Here is a 20,028-nt window from a genome sequence, read left to right as displayed (position 1 = left end):
GGCGGGTCAATCCCGGCCGGGTGCCTGCAGCACAAAAGGAGGCAGTTGCAATGCAGCCGATCCCTGCAAAGATGCTGCTTGCCGGGCTGGCTGAGGCCGGTTCGGTGGGCAGCGAGACCATCACCGCCGTGGTGACCGACAGCCGGGCCGTTTGCCCGGACTGTGTGTTCGTGTGTTTCCCCGGTCAGCGGGTGGACGGCCATGACTTTGCCGCAAAGGCAGTGGAGGAAGGAGCCGCCTATGTGGTGGCCAACCATCCGGTGGAGGGCGTGCCGGAGAAAAAGCTCGTCCTTTGCCCCAGCAGCCACCACGCCATGGTGCGCATGGCGGCCAACTACCGCATGCTGTTTCATCCCAGAATGATCGGCGTTACCGGCAGTGTGGGCAAGACCACCACCAAGGAATTCTGCTATGCCATTCTCAGCGCCTTTGGGCGGACCATCAAGACCGAGGGCAACCAGAACAATGAGATCGGCGTGCCCAACACCCTGTTCCGCATCACCGGGAAAACCGAGTATGCGGTGGTAGAGATGGGCATGAGCGCCCTGGGCGAGATCGAGCGGCTCAGTCGGGCGGCCCGGCCGGATGCTGGTCTGATCACCTGCATCGGCGTGAGCCATCTGGAAAGTTTGGGCAGCCGGGAGAATATCCTGAAAGCAAAGCTGGAGATCTGCACCGGCCTGCCGGACGGCGCTCCTCTGGCCCTGAACGCGGACGACGAATATCTTCAGCTGGCCCGGCGGGAGGGGATGCTTCCCGCCCGGCTGCGCCCGGTATGGTATGGCATGAACGACCCGGAAGCGGATGTGCGGGCCGTGGAGGTGCAGCCGCTGGAAAACGGCATGTCCTTCACGCTGGAGGATAAGGAGCACGGCAGCTTTGCGGTGACCATTCCGGCTTTGGGCATGCACAGCGTATACGATGCGCTGGCCGCCTATGCCGCTGCCACCCGCATGGGTCTGGACGCGGCCCGCTGTGCGGCGGCGCTGGCGAATTACCAGACCACCGGCATGCGCCAGAAGGTGGTGGAAAACGGCGGACGGGTGTTCATTGAGGACTGCTACAATGCCAGCCCGGACAGCATGCGCGCCAGCCTGAATATGTTCAAGGAATACCCCTGCAAGGGGCGGCGCTTTGCACTGCTGGGCGATATGCTGGAGCTGGGCTCCATTGAGGAAGAGGCTCACCGGCAGATGGGGCGCTGGGCAGCCCAAAGCGGCCTTGCCCACCTGGTCACGCTGGGCTCCGCCAGCCGGTTTGCGGCCGACGAGGCGGAAAAAGCAGGTCTTGCGGTGACCCGCTGCCAGACCCATGAAGAGGCTGCGCAGGCGCTGGAGAGCCTGATGGCTCCCGGCGACGCGCTGCTGGCAAAGGGCAGCCGGGGCATGCGGCTGGAGCAGGTGCTGCAGCTGTTGTATGCCGGCGAAGACCAAACAAACAACTAAGAGGAGAATCAAATTATGGCACGTTACGCGCTGATTCTGGCGGCCGCCTGCGGTTTCATGATCTCGGCGGTTTCCGGTCTGTTCATTGTTCCGTTCTTACATAAGCTGCACTTCGGGCAGACCATCAAGGAGATCGGTCCCACCTGGCACAACAAAAAGCAGGGCACTCCCACCATGGGCGGCCTGTGCTTTATCCTGGGCACCGTGTTTGCGGTCTGCCTGGCTCTCACCAGCCTGCTGCACGGCAGCCCTGAGCTGATGGGCGGCCCGGATTCCCGTGGCCTGTACCTGGCTATCTTCTCCGCCTTCGGCTTCGGCCTGATCGGATTTCTGGATGATTTCATCAAGGTGGTGAAAAAGCGTAACCTGGGCCTGCGGGCCTGGCAGAAGATCGCCGGCCAGCTGCTGGTGACCACCGCGCTGCTGGCGGGGCTGTGGATGAACGGCACCCTGAGCACCTCCATCACCCTGCCCTTCTTCGGCATGGTGGACTTCGGCATCCTGTTCTACCCGCTGTCCTACATTCTGATTATCGGCGTGGTGAACGCGGTGAACCTGACCGACGGCATCGACGGCCTGTGCTCCTGTGTGACCTTTGTGTCCATGCTGGGCTTCCTGACCCTGGTGAGCTTTCTGGGCCAGTTCGTCATGTCGGTACTTCCGGCGGCACTGGCGGGTTCGCTGGCGGGCTTCCTCATCTGGAACTTCTATCCGGCCAAGACCTTCATGGGTGATACCGGCAGCATGTTCCTGGGCGGCGCGGTTGCTGGTCTGGGCTATGCCATGGGTCGGCCCGAGATCCTGTTCTTCTTCGGTGCGGTTTACATCTGGGAGGCAGCCACCGTGGTGATTCAGGTCACCTACTTCAAGCTGACTCACGGCAAGCGTATCTTCAAGATGACCCCCATCCACCATTCCTTCGAGATGCGGGGCTGGAGCGAGGTCAAGATCGACGCCAGCTTCAGCGCGCTGGAGGCCCTGTTTGTGGTGCTGGGCCTCACCTTTGCTTATTTCTACTATTGATATCCCATTGCCAGGCTGCGTCCAAGCAGCCTGAGTATCCCCGAAAAGGAGGTCTGTGGCCATGACCGATATGGCACGACCCGGCGGTACGGCCCGCCAGACCTATCGTGCGCCCCGCCCCCAGAGCGGAGCGCGGCAGCGGGCGGAGCAGATGCGCCGTGCCGCTCGCCAGGCCCGGCAGGCAAGCCGCGCACCGGTGCGCATGTTCTATAAGCACCCCGGCAAGCTGAACGGCGCCTTTCTGGCGAATCTGATCATTCTGCAGGTGTTTGGCCTGATCATTCTGTTCAGCGCCAGCTATGCAACCTCGCTGAACAAGTTCGGCAACAGTTATGAATACGTTGGTCCCCAGACCATTTACGCGATCATGGGCCTTGTGGCGGCTTTGATCGTCTCCCGGGTGGATTACCACTGGCTGCGGCGGTTTGCCTGGCCGTTGTATTTTGTTACCCTGGGGCTTCTGGTGGTGGTGCTGTTCATGCCGCCCATCAAGGGCTGCCGCCGTTGGATTAACGTGAGCGGTCTGCCCACCATCCAGGTGAGCGAGATTGCCAAGTTTGCGCTGATTCTGCTGCTGTCTCATCTGTTTGCCCGGTACCAGAAGCGCATTGAGGGGCAATTCCCTGGCGCGGGCCCGGCACAGAACCTGAAACTGAGCATTATCCTGCCCGGACTGCTGCTGGCACCCATCCTGATGCTTCTTCTGCTGGAGCCGCATCACAGCGCCATGATCCTGATGTGCTGCATCGCGGCTTCCATCATGCTGGTGGGTGGTGCGCTGCTGCGCTGGTTCTTTTTGGCAGGCGGCGTGGCGGTCACGGGTATCGCTCTGCTGCTGGTTACCCGCGGCGGTTATGTGGCGGAACGCCTGCAGGGCTGGCTGCAGCCCTTCTCGGACATGCAGGACTCCACCCGTCAGACCGGCCAAAGCCTTTACACCATCGGCTCCGGCGGCCTGTTCGGCGTGGGTATCGGCAACAGTGTTCAGAAGCACATGTGGCTGCCGGAAGCCCAGAACGACTTCATTTTTGCCATCCTCTGCGAGGAGCTGGGCTTTGTGGGGGCCGTGATCTGCATTCTGCTGTTCCTGCTGCTGATCATTCAGGGAATTGTCATTGCCTGGAACGCCCCTGACCGGTTCGGCAGTCTGCTGGTGGTGGGCTGTATGGCCCAGATCAGCTTCCAGTTTTTGTTTAACGTGGCGGTGGTCACCAACACCATTCCGAACACCGGCATCAGCCTGCCCTTCTTCTCCTCCGGCGGTACCAGCCTTTTGATGCTGCTGGGCCAAATGGGTGTGGTGATGAGTGTGTGCAGGGCCGGAAATCGGAAAAAAGCAGACGAAAAGGCCGCGGCCGAACAGGAGGCCCAGCGGGCCCGTGAGGAAGCGGACCCCTACGCTCGCTTCGGCCGCTGATTTCTTTGATGAATCCGTATCGTTTTGAAGGAGGCGCTTATCATGCGCGTATTGATTGCAGCCGGCGGTACTGCCGGTCATATCAACCCGGCGCTCGCCATTGCGGGCGCAATCAAGCAGCACTGCCCGGAAGCGGAAATCCACTTTGCCGGCCGCAAGGCGGGTATGGAGTTTAAGCTGGTGGGCCAGGCGGGCTATCCCTTTCATCACATTGAGGTGAACGGTATCCAGCGGAGCCTGACGCCCAAGAATATTCTGCGCAACATTGAAGCAGTATGGCATCTGGCTTTGTCGGGGCCGCGAGCCAAGGCGATGATGCGTCAGGTTCAGCCGGATCTGGTGATCGGCTGCGGCGGTTATGTGAGCGGACCGGTGGTGCGCTGTGCGGCTAAAATGGGCATCAAGACGGCCATTCACGAGCAGAACGCCTTTCCCGGCGTGACCAACAAGCTGCTGGCGAAGGACGTGGATGTGATCTTTGCGGCGGTGCCTGCAGCGGTGGAAAAGCTGGGCGCGCCCGGCAAGACCACCGTGGTGGGCAACCCGGTACGGCCGGAGATTTTTGCCCAGGACCGGGCTGCTGCCCGCGCCAAGCTGAAGGCAGGGGACCGCACCGTGATCCTGAGCTTCGGCGGCAGCCTGGGCGCCCGCCGCATCAATGAGGTGGTGGCTGACCTGGCCGCCTGGGAGCAGAAGCAGCCCCGCAACATTCTTCACCTGCATGCCACCGGCAGCCGGGGCGTAGAGCTCTTCAAAAACCTGGCGAAGGAAAAAGGCTTTTCCTACAATGAGAATCTGGTGGTAAGCGAGTACATCAACAATATGCCGGAGCTGCTGGCCGCGGCGGATCTGGTAATCAGCCGTGCAGGCGCGCTCACTCTGGCGGAGCTGGAAGCGGTGGGCCGTGCGGCGATCCTGATTCCCAGCCCCAATGTGGCGGAAAACCATCAGTATTATAATGCCCTGGAATTACAAAAAGCCGGGGCTGCGCTGGTGGTGGAGGAGAAGGATCTGAACGGTGAAAAGCTCATCGCTATGGTGGAGGAACTGCTGGCTCAGCCGGGCCGTCTGGCTCAGATGGGCCGCAATGCTCAGAGTCTGGCCGAACCTCACAGTCTGGATAAGATCTGGGCCAAGCTGGCGCAGCTTATGGGGCTGGAAAACACCACGGCGAATTAACAAAGCGTAATAAATTGAGGAAAAATACAAAAAGAGGGGAGGGAACCCGGTGGCAAAACGGCAGGTAAGACGAAATCAGAACCGTCAGCAGCCGCAGAACAGCGCGCAGAATTCGCAGCGTGTTTCGACGGTAGGCGGCAGACGGCCGCCGCAGCCCCGGCCGGAATCCCGCCCCGGCGCTCAGCGAAGGGCTCCGCAGCCGAACCGAACTGTCCGTCAACGCCCTGCTTCGGCGCAACAGCCGGAGTACCGCCGGCAGACGGCACAGTATCCTCACGGGATGCAGCAGCCCCGCCCGGCCCGCAGCACGGCCGCCCGACCCAAACAGCCACGGCCGCCTCGCCGCCTGACCCACAGCGAACTGCGCCGCCGGCGTCGTCGTCGCAACTTGCTGATGGTTCTGCTGGGACTGCTGGTGATCGGCGTCGGTGTGGCTCTGTCGCTTACTGTGCTGTTCAAGGTGGATACCTTCCGTATTGAAAATATGGATGGCAGCACTCCGGCCGATACCGGAATTTACACCGAGGATGCGATCCTTGGTGCACTGGGGGTTCCAGTAGGGGAAAACATGTTCCAGTTTTCGGCGGCGCAGAAGGAAAAAAATATGGTGGTCAGCCTGCCCTATCTGGAGCGGGTGGAGATCCGCCGCCGTCTGCCCAGCACGCTGGTGATCCGGGTGGAACCGGCCGTGGAAACCTGGTGTGCCCAGTCGGACAGTGGCTGGCTGACCCTGAGCGATGGGCTCAAAATTATGAAGATCAGCGAGGAGCAGCCGCAGGGACTGCCTGCGCTGCTTGGATTGGACATTGAAGCGCCGGTGGCCGGGTATTACCTGAAGCTGGCAACACCCAATGCCACCGCCACTCCGGCACCCGCTGCTTCCGGAGTGTCCGCGGTTCAATCTACAGCATCTTCTTCGTCCTCCTCCACATCGGGCAGTGAGCAAAGTGCGCACGACCCGATGGATGACGTGAACCGCTTGCTGGAACTGCTTTGGACCTACGAGCTGAAGGATGACTGCACCAGCATTCAGTTCGGTGATTCCAACGAGCTGTACTTCATCTACCAGAACCGGGCCAAGGTGCTGCTTGGTACCTTTAATAATCTGGACTACAAGATCAAGTTTGCCGCCTATCTGCTGCACAACGAAGACGGTAAAGGCATCGGCGATACCGAGCAGGGCACGCTGGATGTATCCCATCAGCTGGAGGATGGCAGCCTGCGGCCCACCTGGTCGCCCGGCTCCATCACTGCATCGGATTCCGGAGAATCCGACACTGCGCAGACGAGTACAGCGGGAGAAAACGATACCGGTCAGACTGGAGATGAGAACCAGACAGACGGGGAAACCGGTGATGCAGCCAATGCCGATGAGGGCGATGGCCAAGCGGATTCCACAGAAGGCGGCGATACAGCTGCTCAGACGGAGGAAGACGGTCAGACGGCAACACCGGAGCCTACCGCGGAACCGGCAGCGTAAAACAGCTTTTTCAATAAGGAGCGCAAGCAATTGCGCTCCTTATTTTTATGCATCAAAGGGTTCTCTGAATGGAAAATGATAGCAGGAATGGCTCTGTTTAAAGGGAATTTATGCTGTTGGAAGGCCGAAATATGGAGCTTGATGACAAACCAGGTATGAATTTATCTAAAGAATGAATCGAAGGGCGGAATTCCTTTATGCGAGTTTACGAAAAAACACTTTTGCCTTGCAGGCCAAAAACCTTTGTGATATACTTTAAAACGTCATTGAGCGGTTTCAAATAAAATCTTAACCGTTTTGATTGAATGGCATTTTTAACAGGACAAAATATGTCCTTTTTTATCAATTAGTGGGGGAAAGACTGTGGAGCAAGAGTACGAGACCATAGACCTGCGTGAAATATTTTTCATGCTGAAAAACAATCTGCTGGCTATTGTGGCAAGCACGATCGTGTGCGCCATCGTGGGCTTTTTGATCACCAGCTTTCTGATTACCCCGCAGTACCGGGCCAGCGCTACCATGATCGTAAACTCGCAGCAGAGCCAGACCAGCAACAATCTGACCAACGATATGCTCACCACTGCGAAAAACCTGGTGGCTACCTACGGCATCATCGTGAAGAGCGATACGGTTCTGGATCAGGTGATTGATGAACTGGGCCTGGATATGACCTACGAGCAGCTGGCTGACCGGGTGACGGTGTCTGCGGTGGACTCCACCCAGGTGATGCAGATCTCGGTGGAGGATGAAAATCCCGCCGAGGCCAAGGCCATTGTGGGCAAGATTGTGGAGATTGCACCCGATGTGATCCAGGAAGCGGTGGAGGCCGGTTCCGTAAAGGTCATCTCGGATGCCCGCGTGGGTGACGCCCCGGTTTCGCCCAACAAGACCATGAACACCGCCATTGCCGGCCTGCTGGGCCTGGTGGCCAGTGTGGGCTTTATTTTCCTGAAGGAAATGCTGAACAATACCTTTAAGTCGGATGACGACATCCAGAAGCATCTGGGCTTTACTGTGCTGGGCGTCATTCCGCAGGTGGAAGTGGAGGACTGATCGATGGCTTTCAAATTGCCCGCATTCGGGAAGAAAAAGAGAAAAGATCAGCCCATCAACCGCAAGCTGCAGATCATCTCGAAAAACGCTCCCTTCCAGTATGTGGAGGCGTACAAGACTCTGCGCACCAACATCAATTTCATGGCGGCCAGCAACAATTACCGCCGTTTGGTCATCACCAGCTCTATTCCCGGTGAGGGCAAGAGCAACGTGGCGATCAACCTGGCAATCTCTCTGGCTGAAAACGGTAAAAAGGTACTGATCATCGACTGTGACCTGCGTAAGCCGGTCATGCACAAATACCTGCGCATCACCCGCCGCGCCAGCGGTCTGACCAACGTGCTCAGCGGCGAGGCAACGCCCGCGGATGTGATCGTGCATTTCAGTGATCTGAACATCGACGTCATCACTGCCGGTGTGATCCCGCCCAACCCTGCGGAGCTGCTGGGCAGCGCCCGCATGGCCAAGATGCTGGATGGCCTTTCCGAGCAGTATGATTACATTATTATGGATACCCCTCCCGCCTCGGTGGTTACCGATGCGGCGGTGCTGAGCGCACTGGCCGACGGTGTAATCTTCGTGGTAAGCCATGCAAACGCCACCATCGAGTCGGCACAGCTGGCGAAAAAGAATCTGGAGGCGGCCAACGCCAACGTGATTGGCGCGGTGCTGAACGGCTTTGATCTGAAGAGCACCACCCGCGACACCGGTTACTACTATTCCTACGAATACGGCTATTATAAATAAGGAAAGGAAGAGCGGCTCATGACGGACCTTCACAGCCATATCCTGCCGGGCGTTGATGACGGCGCACAGACTGTGGAAGATTCGCTGGCTCTGATCCGGCGCCAGCTGGAGCAGGGGGTGGATGAGATCGCCCTTACCCCGCACTTCAACGCCGAGCGCACCAGTGTGGAGGAATTCACCCAGCGCCGGGCTGAGGCTTTTGCAATTCTGCAGAATGCAGTGCAACAGCAGGGCCTTCCGGTCAAGCTGAAACTGGGTGCGGAAGTGTTCTTCAGTTCCAATCTGCTGGAGCTGGATCTGGAGCCGCTGCTTTTGCAGGATACGCCTTACCTCCTGGTGGAATTTTCCCCCATGTTTTATCCCAGTTGGGCAAAGGATATCTTTTATAACCTGGGGCTTCAGGGCATCACACCACTGCTGGCCCATGTGGAGCGTTATCCTTATATGCTCAGCGATCCCACCCGCCTGTTCGATCTGGTCAGTGCGGGCGCTGTGACCCAGGTGAATGCCAGCAGCATCATGCGCGCGGGCAGCCGCCAAGCCATGATTCAAAAGTTTTTGCGGTGGCAGCTCGTTCACGTGCTCTCCACCGATACTCATTCTGTGGACAAGCGTCCGCCGCTCATCGGCCCTGCCATGCAGAAGGTCGAAGGCTGGCAGGGCACTGATATGGTCCGCTATCTTACGCAGAACGCTGCGGACGTGTTCGCCGGGCTGGAACCCCAGCTGCGGGACGCCTCCAAGCCGAAGAAGTTCTTTGGCCGGTGGTTCTGAATTTCACTCGGTATAACGCGGGGAAACCTGCGTTATATAAAATCTTTGGGGAAAGGAGGACGATACCAATGAAGAAGGTTATTTCTACCGTTGCTGCTCTGGCTCTGGCTGCTGCCATGGCTACCTCTGCTTTCGCTGCTGAGGGTCATGACGCTCTGAAGGCTGAGGCTGCCAAGTACGCCGATCAGGCTAAGGCTTACGGTGTTTCCATGGATCAGGTCAATGCCGCCATCGACGGCCTGACCGATCCCGACAGCGTTGACGTGGCTGCTGTTAAGGCTGCCGCTGCTAAGGCTCAGGCTGCTCTGCAGACCGCTAACAGCCAGAAGGAGATCACTGACATTGTGAACACCGCTCTGACTGAGATGAAGGCTGCTGCCGGCAACAACAGCGTGGAGGTGGGTGACGTTACCGTTCAGCTGAATCTGGACGGTTCCGCTACCGTTAAGGCTTCTGTGAAGGTTGGTGGTGTTACCATCACTGCCGAGAAGTCTACCCCCGCTAACGCTGAGCGCGCTCCCGAGTGGACCGACAGCTCCAAGAAGGACACCACCACTGCTACCAGTGGCGCTGCCGCTTCTACCGCTGGCGTGATCAAGGCTACCGGCCTGAACACCACCGGTGCTGCTGTTGTGGCTCTGGCTGTGGCTTCCGTTCTGGGCGCTGCTGCTGTGAAGGCTCGCAAGCTGGGTGAGTAATCACTCGAACAAGGCAAATGATGTGTTTGCCACATAATTTGCCCACAAACAAGGAAAGGAACCCGTTGTGCTAACTTTCCTTGTTTTTTCTGTATATAAAGGCTTTTTGCCTCTGATATATATTATTTGTCACCGCCGGTCTGTCTCCCCAAAGGAGGCATGGGGCGGGGCAGGCATCTCTTGAAAGGGGGCTATCCCATGCCCGTATACCATCGGCCGGACGATTCCCGGCCAACCCGCCCGGCTCCTTCCCGGCCCAAGGCGCCGCTCTGGCGCAAGCTGCTCAGCTTTGTGGGCGTGCCGGTTTTGTTCTTTGCAATCACTGCCGGTGTGATTTACCTGGCAGCCGCCCCAACGGTGGGGCCTTATGTGGGGCTCGCAAAGTACCTGTTCAGCAAGGAGGAGACGAGTCAGCCCACCAACTTGTACGAGGGACTGGCCAACAGCATTGAAAACGCCACTTCGGTGCCGTTCAGTCAGCTGGTGTATCCCTCTAAAGGTGACCAGTATGGACAGATCACCATCGAGGGCACCAGTGTGGATGCACCGCTGTATTACGGCGACTCCACTCGTGAGCTGAACCGGGGTGTGGCAACGTATGCGGATTCGGTGGGGGCAGGGATTCCCGGTGAAAGCAGGACGGTTCTGCTGGCAGGCCATAACAACACCTTCTTTAATGGCCTGCAGGATGTGCAGGAAGGCAGCCTCATTCACATTGATACTCATTACGGCAGCTATGTGTACCGGGTGACCGAAATGAAGGTGGCGGATTATCAGGATGCAACCACCTACGATTTTACCCGTACGGACGAAAATCTGATTTTGTATACCTGCTACCCCTTTGACGCGCTTGGCTTTACGCCTCAGCGTTACTTTGTGTACGCGGAGTATGTGTCCGGTCCGATGATCGACAAGAGCAAGTAACAGGGAGGCGGCAAGGATGAAACAAAAGAAAATCCGCAGAAATGCTGCCGGCCCGGTGATCACCGGTGCGGTGGCATGGCTGCTCAGCTTTTTGCTGGCACTGCTCACAGTATTGGGCGTTGTGGCCTGCACTGTTTGCAATTCGCGCTATCTGCGCAATCAGGTGTTGGAGAGTGGCTTCTGCGAAGCGGCACTGGAACAGCTGAATGAAAACTATACCAGTTACGGCAATGCAGGCGGCATCCCGGAAGAGGTGATGACCAGCATTGTAACTGAGGACCAGATCCAGCAGGATATGTTCAAGGCGGTGGAGAGCCTGTATGAGGGCGACCGGCGGCTGATTTCTCATCCGGAGGTGGCTCAGGCCGCGGTGGAAGTCATCGAGAACAATCTGGAGGAGCGTGGGATTCAGATCACTGATGAGATCAGCCAGGCTGTGCAGGAGATGGCCAACGGTTGTCAGGTGGACTATGACAATTATGTTCAGCTGATTATAACGCCCTATGTGGCACCGTATATCGCCCGCATTACCCAGATGGTCTGGATCGGCTTTGCGGTGATTGGGGTATTGTGTGTAATCACGCTGGTACTGCTGATGCGCCTGCAGCCTTCCGGCGCGGCGCGGCTGCGCTGGTGCATCAACGCCTTTTCCGCGGCAGCACTGTTCAGTGTGGCGGTTCCACTGCTGTTTAATGCACTGATTCGGATGGACCGGCTGAACCTGAGCCCGGAAACGCTGAAAATGCTGGTGGCTTCCTATACCCACGGTGCGGTGGATGTATTCTTCTATTTCGCGTTGATCTATGTGGTGGTTGTGGCTGCGTTGGCCATTGCCTGGCGTGCGGGCCTCAAAAAATACCGTATGGTTTACCGCCGCGCAAAGGAAGAGCGGGAAGAAGCGTAAACAGATACGGGAAGAACACGGTATAAGGGGGGCAAACAATGCCGCACGAGATGAAATATTTTACTCCGGAAGAGGAGGAAAAAATGCAGCAGAGCGCTGCGCAGCCAACGGACCCGGCGCAAAAGGTTCGCTGGTCCGCCGAAGGAGGGCCGTCGCTGGAAAAAGGCGGTTCGGGTGGGCGCAAAGGCTGGATTATTGCCCTTGTGGTCATCGTGCTGGCAGTGGCAGCTCTGATTGTTGCTCTTGTTTGGGGTGGCGGTGCAGGACAGAAAGGTGAGGCGGATAGCCTCCCGGCTTCTTCGCAGGCAAGTGCTTCGGCACAGCCCACGGCGGAGCCCTCTCCCACGCCGGTGCCGGGTCCCGCAGTGACGGCAGAGGACTGGTTTGCGGTGCTGAACGGCCCGGGTAATCCGCTGCCGGAGGACTTTGACCCGCAGACGGATGCCATTGACGGCGCAGGCTATTATCTGGACAGCCGGGCGGTGGAGGATTTCTTTGCCATGCAGCAGGCGGCCCAGGAGGCGGGATTGCAGCTGAAGATCATCTCCGGCTTCCGCAGTACCCAGCGCCAGCAGCAGTTGTATGAACAGGAGGTCCAGGCGCTGCTCAGTCAGGGGCTGGACCAGGCTGCCGCAGAGGAGCAGGCCCAGCGTGTGGAACAGAAGGCTTACGAGTCGGACCACAACACCGGCCTAGCAGTGGATCTGGTACCCCAGTACCGTCAGACCAAGGATGCCGCGACCATCGTGCAGACTCCGGAATACCAGTGGCTCAGCGAGCACGCGGCGGAATACGGCTTCGTGCTGCGCTACCCGGAGGACAAGCAGGAGATCACCGGCGTGGAGTTCAAGCCCTGGCACTGGCGCTATGTGGGCAAGGAGCTGGCTTCCTTCCTGAAGGAACAGAATCTCACATTGGAAGAGTACTGGCAACAATATCTGAGCTGACAAATACAATTTGTAAACAGAATTCAAACAGGAAGAACGTCGAAAACCGTGTTCTTCCTGTTTTTTTGCAGGCAGGCAGCAAAAAAAGCTTGCATTTTGGAATTCGGCGTGATATACTATTTTGGCAATCGTTCCGACGGCCGCTCCATACGCACAGGATGGTGTATGCTGGTGGCCTCCTATTGAAGGTTGTGATGGGCGCATGTATCAAGCATGGCCCCTTTAGTCATTAACCAGAAAGAGGTGAAAAGAATGAAACAGGGCATCCATCCCAAGTATGTGGACTGCACCATCACCTGCGCTTGCGGCGAGGTCATCCACACCCGTTCCACTAAGCCTGAGATCCACGTTGAAGTTTGCTCCAAGTGCCATCCTTTCTACACTGGCAAGCAGAAACTGGTTGACACCGGCGGACGTGTTGATCGCTTCAACCGTCGTTTCGGTCTCAAGAAGTAAGATCCAAAAGCCAAAAAGGCGGTTTGTTTCAAACCGCCTTTTTTGTTGTCTGTAAATCACAAGAAAAGGAGCGCCGCCCATGCAGGATTACCGCACCATCCAGGGCACCGCCACGGCCGAGATTGAGGAAAAACGCAGCCGGTTCATTGCCAACGTGTCCTTTGCTGACACCGAGGAAAAGGCGGTGGAATTTTTGAACAGCATCCGCGCCCAGCACCGCACCGCACGCCACAACGTATATGCCTATATCCTGCGGGAGGGCGGCCGGATGCGCTATTCCGATGACGGCGAGCCCGCCAAGACCGCGGGCCTGCCGGTGCTGGAGAGCATCCAGCATGCCGGCCTTACCGATTGCATCGTGGTGGTAACCCGGTACTTTGGCGGCATTCTGCTGGGCACCGGTGGTTTGGTCCGGGCCTACACCGAAAGCGCCGCCAGCGGACTGCGGGCGGCGAAGATCGTCACGGTGCGCTCCTGCGTGAAGCTCACCGTGGAGGTGGATTACGCCCTCTATGAGCGGGCCATGCTGCTGCTCCAGGGGGCAGGAGCCCAGGTGGACGAGCCGGTCTTTGCGGATAAGGTCACCCTCACCGCCACCCTGCCCGCCGGGCAGGAGGTGGGTCTGCCCACAGCTTTCCAGGAGCTGAGCCGGGGCGCGGTGACGCCGCATATCTCCCAGCCTTTTTACACTCCCTTTTAAACGTTGCCCGCCTAAAGAAGCGTTGACGTAATTTTGGGGCTTTTGCAAAAAATTCACAAAATTCAAAGAGGGTTTTGTGCGTTTGTGTCGTATATATTATTACAGAGCGTATCCGCAAAAGGCGGATTGCGCACAGGGGAGGGATACGGCATGGATGAGATCCGCAAGCGTACAGAACAGATTGAGCGTCAGATTCTGGCACCGGAAGCGGCTCTCAGCGAGAACAGCCGGGGCCGGATACGGCCGGAGGAGCACTGCCCCATGCGCACCTGTTACCAGCAGGATCGTGACCGGGTGATCCATTGCAAATCCTTCCGGCGGCTTAAGCAGAAGACCCAGGTGTTCCTCTCCCCGGAGGGGGACCATTACCGCACCCGACTGACTCATACCCTGGAGGTGAGCCAGATTGCCCGCACCATTGCCCGGGCGCTGCGGCTCAATGAGGACCTGACTGAAGCCATTGCCCTGGGCCATGACCTGGGGCATACCCCCTTCGGTCACGCGGGGGAGCGGGCATTGAACCAGCTGAGCCCCCATGGCTTCCGCCATTACCAGCAGAGCCTGCGGGTGGTGGACCGCCTGGAGCGCCGTTTTGCCGGGCTGAACCTGACCTGGGAGGTGCGCAACGGTCTGGTGTGTCACACCAAGGGCACCTGGCCTGTCACCCTGGAGGGCTGTGCGGTGCGCTATGCGGACCGCATCGCCTATATGAACCACGATATCGAGGATGCCATCACCGCCGGTGTGCTGCGTCCGGAGCAGCTGCCCCGGGACGTGGTGGAGGTGCTGGGCGACACCAAGAGCCAGCGCATTTCCACCCTGATCGCCGATCTGGTGGCTCACAGCAGCCAGACCCAGCTGGCCTTCAGCCCGGAGGTGGGCGAAGCCTATGAGGCGCTTCACTCCTTCATGTATTCCACGGTTTATGTGGATAAAACCGCCAAGAAGGAGGAGGAAAAAGTGGAGCGGGTGATCGGCGCGCTGTACGAGCGGCTGTGCACCCACATCGACCTTCTGCCGGAGGGCTTTCTGCAGATTGCCTACCAGGAGGGCGTGGACCGGGCGGTGACCGATTATATCAGCGGCATGAGCGACGAGTTCGCCATCCGTACCTTTGAAGAATTCTTCGTGCCCCGCAAGTGGCACGTTCTGTAAGGGCAGCTTTGCCGCCCGATAGTTTGACTCGGAAAGGAGGGGCTGCCTGTGATTCCCCATGAATATGTGGAGGAAGTGGTGCGCCGCAACGACATCACCGACGTGGTGGCCAGCTATGTGCAGCTGCGCCACCGGGGCCGCACCCACACCGGGCTGTGCCCCTTCCACAGTGAAAAGACCCCCTCCTTCGTGGTCTACCCGGAGACCCAGAGTTTCTACTGTTTCGGCTGCGGAGCGGGCGGCGATGTGATCACCTTCATCAAGAAGATCAACAATCTGGACTATGTGGAGGCGGTCAAGTATCTGGCGGGCCGGGCGGGAATGCCCATGCCCGAGGAGGACGACAAGGTGGGCCGCCTGCGCAGCCGGGTGCTTTCGGTGAACAAGGAGACCGCCCGCTTTTTCTACGAGCAGTTGAACGCCCCCACTGAGGAGGCCGCTGCCGCCCGTGCTTATTGGCGGGGGCGCGGTCTGTCCGATTCCACCATCCGGCGGTTCGGTCTGGGTTATGCACCCAACGATTTCCGGGCGCTGCGCATGCATCTGCGGGCCAAGGGCTTCACCGAGGAGGAGATGCTCGCCGCAGGCGTGGAAAAGCGCAGCGAAAAGGGCAACGTGTACGATGCCTTCCGGGGCCGGGTAATGACCCCCATCTTCGATCTGCGGGGCAACGTGATTGCCTTCGGCGGGCGTGTGCTGGGCAACGAGAAGCCCAAGTACATCAACAGTCCCGAAACACTGGTCTACAAAAAGAGCAAGGCCATGTTTGCCTTGAGTATTGCCAAGAAGAGCACCAGCCGCCGTTACATTCTGTGCGAGGGCTATATGGATGTGATCAGCCTGCATCAGGCCGGATTTGATACGGCGGTGGCCGCCTGCGGCACCGCCCTCACCGCCGAGCAGGTGCGGCTGTTGGCTGAGTACGCCGACGAGGTGGTGCTCTGCTACGACTCGGACGAGGCGGGCCAGAAGGCTACCGCCCGCAGCTTGGGCCTGTTCAGCGAAAGCCCGGTGAAGGTGTCGGTGCTGAACATCCCCAACGCCAAGGACCCGGATGAGTTTATCAAAAAATTCGGGCGCGATGCCTTCGACCGGCTGCTCAACGGCACCAGCAACGCCATTGAGTACAAGATCCAGAAGGTGAAGAGCAAATACGACATCACCCGGGCGGCGGATCGGGTGGAATACATCAAGGAGGTTATCCGCATTCTGGCAGACGGCGTCTCGCCCACCGAGCGGGACATTTATGCCGGACGTCTGGCGGAGGAGACCGATGTGGCCAAGGCCGCAATCCTGAACCAGCTGGATGCAGCGGTGAAGGCGGGCCGCCGCCGCAAGCAGCGTCAGTTCGAGCGGGACCTGCTGAATCAGGGCCTGGGGTCGGACATCAAGCTGCCCTACAACACCATGAACAGCGAAAAGGCGCTGGGCGTGGCCAGTGCGGAGCAGCAGCTGGTGGCGGCCATGGTCAAGAACCCGGATTTCATTGCCACGGTGGAAAAACGTCTTGCCCCCGAGCAGTTCCTAATGGAGGATATGGGGGAAGCCTACCGGGCCATCCTGCGCTGCAAGGCCCAGGGCATCCGGCCGGACCTGACCGCCCTGACCACCCAGCTGCCGGAGGATACCGTGAACCGCATTTCCCACCTGCTGGCCCGCAACTACGATGTGGGCATCGGTCCCCGGGATGTGGAGATGTATCTGAACCGCATCGAGCAAAGCGCCCCAAAAAGCACCGAGGCCGCCCGCATGAGCGGCCAGGAACTGGAAGATTACCTTGCCGGGCTGCGCCGTCAAAAAGCGTAAACTTCGGCAGTATTACATATTACACAGGTCAAAAGTCCAAATGTATCCAAACCAGGAGGAAGTAAAAGTATGGCAGAAAAGAAAATCACCATCCGCGAACTGATCGAGACCGGCAAGCGCAACGGCAAGCTGACCACCAAGGAGATCAACGACGCCATTGAGGAAACCGGCTTCGACGTGGAGCAGATCGACAAGCTATATGAGACGCTGGAAGGCCACAATGTGGAGATCGTGGATGAGCCGGATGCCGATTCCGATAACTTCGCCCTCACCGAGGACAGTGTGGATATGTTCGAGACCGCCCTGTCTGCTGAGGGCGTTGCCATCGACGACCCGGTGAAGGTCTATCTGAAGGAGATCGGCCGGGTGCCTCTGCTCAGCGGCGACGAGGAAATCCGCCTGGCGCTGGACATTCTGGACGGCAACAAGGCCATTGAGGAAAAGAAGGAGAAGTTCGCCAAGATCTGTGAGATCGAGGACGACAAGGAGCTCTCCAGCGACGAGAAGCGCATCTGGCTGACCCAGACCAAGGACGCGCTGCCCACCGAGGAGCGCATCGAGCTGCGTAACCTGGAGACTGCCATCCGCAAGGGCGAGCGGGCAAAGCAGCGCCTGAGCGAGGCCAACCTGCGTCTGGTTGTTTCCATTGCCAAGCGGTATGTGGGCCGCGGCATGCAGTTCCTGGATCTGATTCAGGAGGGCAACCTGGGCCTGATCAAGGCGGTGGAGAAGTTCGACCACACCAAGGGCTTCAAGTTCTCCACCTACGCCACCTGGTGGATTCGTCAGGCCATCACCCGCGCCATTGCGGACCAGGCCCGTACCATCCGTATCCCGGTTCACATGGTGGAGACCATCAACAAGGTGAAGAAGGTTTCCAGCCAGCTGCTGCACCAGAACGGCCATGAGCCCACCGCTGACGAGATCAGCGAGGCACTGGACATGCCGGTGGAAAAGGTGCGCGAGATCATGCGGGTCGCTCAGGAGCCCGTGAGCCTGGAGACCCCCATCGGTGAGGAGGAGGACAGCCATCTGGGCGACTTCATCCCCGATGAGGATGCTCCCGTGCCCGCCGAGGCTGCCAGCCACACCCTGCTGAAGGAACAGCTGTCCACCGTGCTGGGCAGTCTGACTCCCCGTGAGGAGAAGGTGCTGCGCCTGCGCTTCGGCCTGGAGGACGGCCGTCCCCGTACTCTGGAGGAAGTGGGCCACGAGTTCGAGGTTACCCGTGAGCGTATCCGCCAGATCGAGGCCAAGGCCCTGCGCAAGCTGCGTCATCCCAGCCGCTCCAAGAAGCTGCGGGATTTCCTGGATTGATTGCCGGACAGGCAGAGAAACAGGCGGTAAAAGAGAAAAGGAGAACCGTATATGCTGGCGAACTGGAATGTGAACGAGGAACAGATCCGCAAACAGCAGGAAGAGCTGAAGGCGAAGATGAATTTTACCTATGTGGGCCATGGCCCCAAGGCCACCGGCTTTATGGCGAAGGAATTCAAGCGCAAGCCTGGCCTGTATGCCCGCTGCACCACCTGTGGCTACTACATGCCGCTGGATGGCAAGGGCGAGGAGACCTGCATCTGCGGCAACCTGAAGCGCACCGAGCGGGAATTCCGCCACGAGCTGCCCGCCACCGAGGTTGAGATCTTCAAGGCACAGAAGAAATAAACATAGAAAAAAGCCATCCGGGTATTTCGGACGGCTTTTTTGGATTTAAAAATAGGTGACCAGGTCAAGAGCGGTTTCCAGCAGATTGCGGCGCACGGTGTGCTGCCGGTCCCAGCCGCGGCTGTCCCAGGTGTCTGCGCTCAGATCGTCGCCCGCATAAAGCAGCTGGGCCAGCGGCAGGCCGTGGAACTGCGCCGCAGCAAAAAAGCCCGCGCACTCCATCTCCACAGTCAGGCAGCCCTCGGCGGCCCGGCGGGCAATCTTTTCTTCGGTTTCCCGGTACAGGGCGTCAGTGGTCCAGGTCTTGCCCTCCAGCACCGGAATCCCCAGCGAAGCAAGACCTCGGCGGGCAGCAGCAAGGCCTTCGGCCGGGCAGGCGGCTTCCCGCCCGGGCTCCAGATAATGATAGGAGGCCCCCTCATCCCGTACTGCGCTCACCGGCAGGATGATCCGCCCCAGTTCCAGCCCGGGAGTCAGGCAGCCTGCGCCGCCGCAGACCACGAATTTTTCCGCGCCCAGGGCGTGCAGCTCCTCCAGCGTGCAGACCGCGCCCGGCGAGGTGGCAAAGGGAAGAGCGACGCACACCGGCTCACCGTCCCGCTTCAGCCGGTAGATGGGAAGATCCGCAATTTCGGAATGGAGATAGGCGATGGGGTCCAGCTTCTGCTCCCGGACCAGTTCCTCTAGGGCCTCCCGGAAGAAGGTGATCACGCAGCGCTGGGGCAGCAGGGGAGTATCCGGATGTTCCGGGGTGAGCTTGGCCCGGCGGTCCGGGTCGAACTCCAGAATGGGAAAAGGGGGGTGGTTCACAGCAGTCGCCTCCGTTTCGTTTTCGCTGTAATATTTCTTTATTATAGAAGAAGGGGGAAGTGATGTCCAGAAAAAATACTTGCGAAGGTGCGAAAAATGTGGTACCATAATCGACGCTGCCCAAAAACGGACAGCGCGCAAAACGTTTGGTTTTATTGGAAACGACACCGGAGCAGCTGTGCTTTTTAAGAGGGCTGCGCGGCAAACGAACAACACAGCGTTGCGGACACAAACATCCGAGAAAACAATGTGAAGGAGTATTCGTTATGCCGAAAACCAAACTGGAAAATGTCATTTTTACCCTGCTGATGGCCTTTGTAATGGTCTATGCCATGATCTGCTACAACATCGCCCTGAATGTGGGCGGTATGAGCAATCAGGTCTTTGCCATGGCCTTTGGCGAGATGGTCATTATGTGGCCGGTGGCCTTCATCCTGGAGTTCTTCGTGGTGGAGCGTCTGTCCCAGAAGCTGGCTTTCCGCCTGGTTACGCCCGGCGTGGATAAGCCCGTCTTCGTGATTCTGGCCATCTCCTGCATGATCGTCTGCCTGATGTGCCCCATGATGAGCCTGGTGGCCACCATCCTGTTCAAAAACCCGGGCAGCCAGATCGTGGCCGTATGGCTGCAGACTGCGGTGATGAACTTCCCCATGGCCCTGTGCTGGCAGGTATTCTTCGCCGGTCCGCTGGTGCGCCTGGTGTTCCGGGTGCTGTTCCGCCGGGGCGAAAAGGCTGCGGCCAACGCGTAATCAAAAGAGCCCGGGTGGTTCCTTCTTGAGGAGCTGCCCGGGCTTTCTGTATGCGGTGAGATTTGACAAATTCACCCAAATCTGATATATTTAACT

Annotated in this window: 20 protein-coding genes; 19 read left to right on the top strand and 1 reads right to left on the bottom strand. The window is 58.8% G+C overall.

Going from position 1 to position 20,028, the window contains the following annotated elements; all coding sequences use genetic code 11:
* The first annotated feature begins 50 nt into the window (after nt 1–50).
* From PH256_RS07275 to PH256_RS07190, 18 genes are all read left to right on the top strand, one after another.
* Complete coding sequence (locus PH256_RS07275) at nt 51–1,445, top strand: UDP-N-acetylmuramoyl-tripeptide--D-alanyl-D-alanine ligase (RefSeq protein WP_270913580.1); 1,395 nt, start codon at nt 51–53, stop codon at nt 1,443–1,445.
* Between the two features lie 15 nt (nt 1,446–1,460).
* Nucleotides 1,461–2,468 carry a phospho-N-acetylmuramoyl-pentapeptide-transferase gene (gene mraY / locus PH256_RS07270; protein ID WP_087183556.1) on the top strand — a complete coding sequence of 336 codons (1,008 nt, stop codon included), beginning with the start codon at nt 1,461–1,463 and terminating at the stop codon, nt 2,466–2,468.
* Nucleotides 2,469–2,529: 61 nt separating this feature from the next.
* Nucleotides 2,530–3,885, top strand: coding sequence for an FtsW/RodA/SpoVE family cell cycle protein (locus tag PH256_RS07265; protein ID WP_270913579.1), 1,356 nt, complete (start codon nt 2,530–2,532; stop codon nt 3,883–3,885).
* Between the two features lie 42 nt (nt 3,886–3,927).
* Nucleotides 3,928–5,064 carry an undecaprenyldiphospho-muramoylpentapeptide beta-N-acetylglucosaminyltransferase gene (gene murG / locus PH256_RS07260; RefSeq protein ID WP_270913578.1) on the top strand — a complete coding sequence of 379 codons (1,137 nt, stop codon included), beginning with the start codon at nt 3,928–3,930 and terminating at the stop codon, nt 5,062–5,064.
* A 280-nt stretch (nt 5,065–5,344) separates the two neighbouring features.
* Nucleotides 5,345–6,544 (top strand): cell division protein FtsQ/DivIB, encoded by a 1,200-nt coding sequence (locus tag PH256_RS07255; RefSeq protein WP_087183558.1) that lies wholly within the window; start codon nt 5,345–5,347, stop codon nt 6,542–6,544.
* 363 nt (nt 6,545–6,907) lie between these two features.
* Nucleotides 6,908–7,597, top strand: coding sequence for a YveK family protein (locus tag PH256_RS07250; protein ID WP_143424503.1), 690 nt, complete (start codon nt 6,908–6,910; stop codon nt 7,595–7,597).
* 3 nt (nt 7,598–7,600) lie between these two features.
* Nucleotides 7,601–8,344: a CpsD/CapB family tyrosine-protein kinase gene (locus PH256_RS07245; RefSeq protein ID WP_270913577.1), complete on the top strand. Its 744-nt coding sequence runs from the start codon at nt 7,601–7,603 to the stop codon at nt 8,342–8,344.
* Nucleotides 8,345–8,362: 18 nt separating this feature from the next.
* Entirely contained in the window at nt 8,363–9,118 is a 756-nt protein-coding gene (locus PH256_RS07240) for a tyrosine-protein phosphatase (RefSeq protein WP_270913576.1), read from the top strand.
* A gap of 68 nt (nt 9,119–9,186) precedes the next feature.
* The gene (locus PH256_RS07235; protein WP_270913575.1) at nt 9,187–9,816 is read left to right on the top strand and encodes a hypothetical protein; all 630 of its coding nucleotides are present in this window, start codon (nt 9,187–9,189) and stop codon (nt 9,814–9,816) included.
* Nucleotides 9,817–10,014: 198 nt separating this feature from the next.
* The gene (locus tag PH256_RS07230) at nt 10,015–10,740 is read left to right on the top strand and encodes a class D sortase (protein ID WP_158096363.1); all 726 of its coding nucleotides are present in this window, start codon (nt 10,015–10,017) and stop codon (nt 10,738–10,740) included.
* 16 nt (nt 10,741–10,756) lie between these two features.
* Nucleotides 10,757–11,644, top strand: coding sequence for a hypothetical protein (locus PH256_RS07225; protein WP_270913574.1), 888 nt, complete (start codon nt 10,757–10,759; stop codon nt 11,642–11,644).
* Between the two features lie 50 nt (nt 11,645–11,694).
* Entirely contained in the window at nt 11,695–12,591 is an 897-nt protein-coding gene (locus PH256_RS07220; RefSeq protein ID WP_270913573.1) for a M15 family metallopeptidase, read from the top strand.
* A 252-nt stretch (nt 12,592–12,843) separates the two neighbouring features.
* Nucleotides 12,844–13,047, top strand: a complete 204-nt coding sequence (gene rpmE, locus PH256_RS07215) for a 50S ribosomal protein L31 (RefSeq protein WP_087180370.1) — start codon at nt 12,844–12,846, stop codon at nt 13,045–13,047.
* Between the two features lie 79 nt (nt 13,048–13,126).
* Nucleotides 13,127–13,747: an IMPACT family protein gene (locus PH256_RS07210; RefSeq protein ID WP_270913571.1), complete on the top strand. Its 621-nt coding sequence runs from the start codon at nt 13,127–13,129 to the stop codon at nt 13,745–13,747.
* A gap of 150 nt (nt 13,748–13,897) precedes the next feature.
* The gene (locus tag PH256_RS07205) at nt 13,898–14,902 is read left to right on the top strand and encodes a deoxyguanosinetriphosphate triphosphohydrolase (protein ID WP_270913570.1); all 1,005 of its coding nucleotides are present in this window, start codon (nt 13,898–13,900) and stop codon (nt 14,900–14,902) included.
* 48 nt (nt 14,903–14,950) lie between these two features.
* Nucleotides 14,951–16,708, top strand: a complete 1,758-nt coding sequence (dnaG, locus tag PH256_RS07200) for a DNA primase (protein WP_087180367.1) — start codon at nt 14,951–14,953, stop codon at nt 16,706–16,708.
* A 69-nt stretch (nt 16,709–16,777) separates the two neighbouring features.
* Nucleotides 16,778–18,025, top strand: coding sequence for an RNA polymerase sigma factor RpoD (gene rpoD, locus PH256_RS07195; protein ID WP_270913569.1), 1,248 nt, complete (start codon nt 16,778–16,780; stop codon nt 18,023–18,025).
* A 51-nt stretch (nt 18,026–18,076) separates the two neighbouring features.
* Nucleotides 18,077–18,373: a hypothetical protein gene (locus tag PH256_RS07190; RefSeq protein ID WP_270913568.1), complete on the top strand. Its 297-nt coding sequence runs from the start codon at nt 18,077–18,079 to the stop codon at nt 18,371–18,373.
* A gap of 45 nt (nt 18,374–18,418) precedes the next feature.
* Here the strand turns inward: PH256_RS07190 and PH256_RS07185 are convergent, their stop codons facing one another.
* Nucleotides 18,419–19,183 (bottom strand): nucleoside phosphorylase, encoded by a 765-nt coding sequence (locus tag PH256_RS07185; protein WP_270913567.1) that lies wholly within the window; start codon nt 19,181–19,183, stop codon nt 18,419–18,421.
* Nucleotides 19,184–19,449: 266 nt separating this feature from the next.
* On the opposite strand from PH256_RS07185, the gene PH256_RS07180 reads away from it, so the two are divergent.
* Nucleotides 19,450–19,932, top strand: coding sequence for a DUF2798 domain-containing protein (locus PH256_RS07180; protein WP_270913566.1), 483 nt, complete (start codon nt 19,450–19,452; stop codon nt 19,930–19,932).
* Nucleotides 19,933–20,028 lie beyond the last annotated feature (96 nt).

The organism is Allofournierella sp. CML151 (assembly GCF_027853465.1).
GTDB lineage: Bacteria > Bacillota > Clostridia > Oscillospirales > Ruminococcaceae > Allofournierella.
The sequence above is the reverse complement of the archived record's forward strand: the minus strand, read 5'-3'. Positions and strand labels throughout refer to the sequence as shown.

Excerpts from the sequence above, each read along its gene's own strand:
- PH256_RS07275 (WP_270913580.1), top strand. The coding sequence starts at position 51 with ATGCAGCCGATCCCTGCAAAGATGCTGCTTGCCGGGCTGGCTGAGGCC.
- mraY (WP_087183556.1), top strand. The coding sequence starts at position 1,461 with ATGGCACGTTACGCGCTGATTCTGGCGGCCGCCTGCGGTTTCATGATC.
- PH256_RS07265 (WP_270913579.1), top strand. The coding sequence starts at position 2,530 with ATGACCGATATGGCACGACCCGGCGGTACGGCCCGCCAGACCTATCGT.
- murG (WP_270913578.1), top strand. The coding sequence starts at position 3,928 with ATGCGCGTATTGATTGCAGCCGGCGGTACTGCCGGTCATATCAACCCG.
- PH256_RS07255 (WP_087183558.1), top strand. The coding sequence starts at position 5,345 with ATGCAGCAGCCCCGCCCGGCCCGCAGCACGGCCGCCCGACCCAAACAG.
- PH256_RS07245 (WP_270913577.1), top strand. The coding sequence starts at position 7,601 with ATGGCTTTCAAATTGCCCGCATTCGGGAAGAAAAAGAGAAAAGATCAG.
- PH256_RS07240 (WP_270913576.1), top strand. The coding sequence starts at position 8,363 with ATGACGGACCTTCACAGCCATATCCTGCCGGGCGTTGATGACGGCGCA.
- PH256_RS07235 (WP_270913575.1), top strand. The coding sequence starts at position 9,187 with ATGAAGAAGGTTATTTCTACCGTTGCTGCTCTGGCTCTGGCTGCTGCC.
- PH256_RS07230 (WP_158096363.1), top strand. The coding sequence starts at position 10,015 with ATGCCCGTATACCATCGGCCGGACGATTCCCGGCCAACCCGCCCGGCT.
- PH256_RS07225 (WP_270913574.1), top strand. The coding sequence starts at position 10,757 with ATGAAACAAAAGAAAATCCGCAGAAATGCTGCCGGCCCGGTGATCACC.
- PH256_RS07220 (WP_270913573.1), top strand. The coding sequence starts at position 11,695 with ATGAAATATTTTACTCCGGAAGAGGAGGAAAAAATGCAGCAGAGCGCT.
- rpmE (WP_087180370.1), top strand. The coding sequence starts at position 12,844 with ATGAAACAGGGCATCCATCCCAAGTATGTGGACTGCACCATCACCTGC.
- PH256_RS07210 (WP_270913571.1), top strand. The coding sequence starts at position 13,127 with ATGCAGGATTACCGCACCATCCAGGGCACCGCCACGGCCGAGATTGAG.
- PH256_RS07205 (WP_270913570.1), top strand. The coding sequence starts at position 13,898 with ATGGATGAGATCCGCAAGCGTACAGAACAGATTGAGCGTCAGATTCTG.
- rpoD (WP_270913569.1), top strand. The coding sequence starts at position 16,778 with ATGGCAGAAAAGAAAATCACCATCCGCGAACTGATCGAGACCGGCAAG.
- PH256_RS07190 (WP_270913568.1), top strand. The coding sequence starts at position 18,077 with ATGCTGGCGAACTGGAATGTGAACGAGGAACAGATCCGCAAACAGCAG.
- PH256_RS07180 (WP_270913566.1), top strand. The coding sequence starts at position 19,450 with ATGCCGAAAACCAAACTGGAAAATGTCATTTTTACCCTGCTGATGGCC.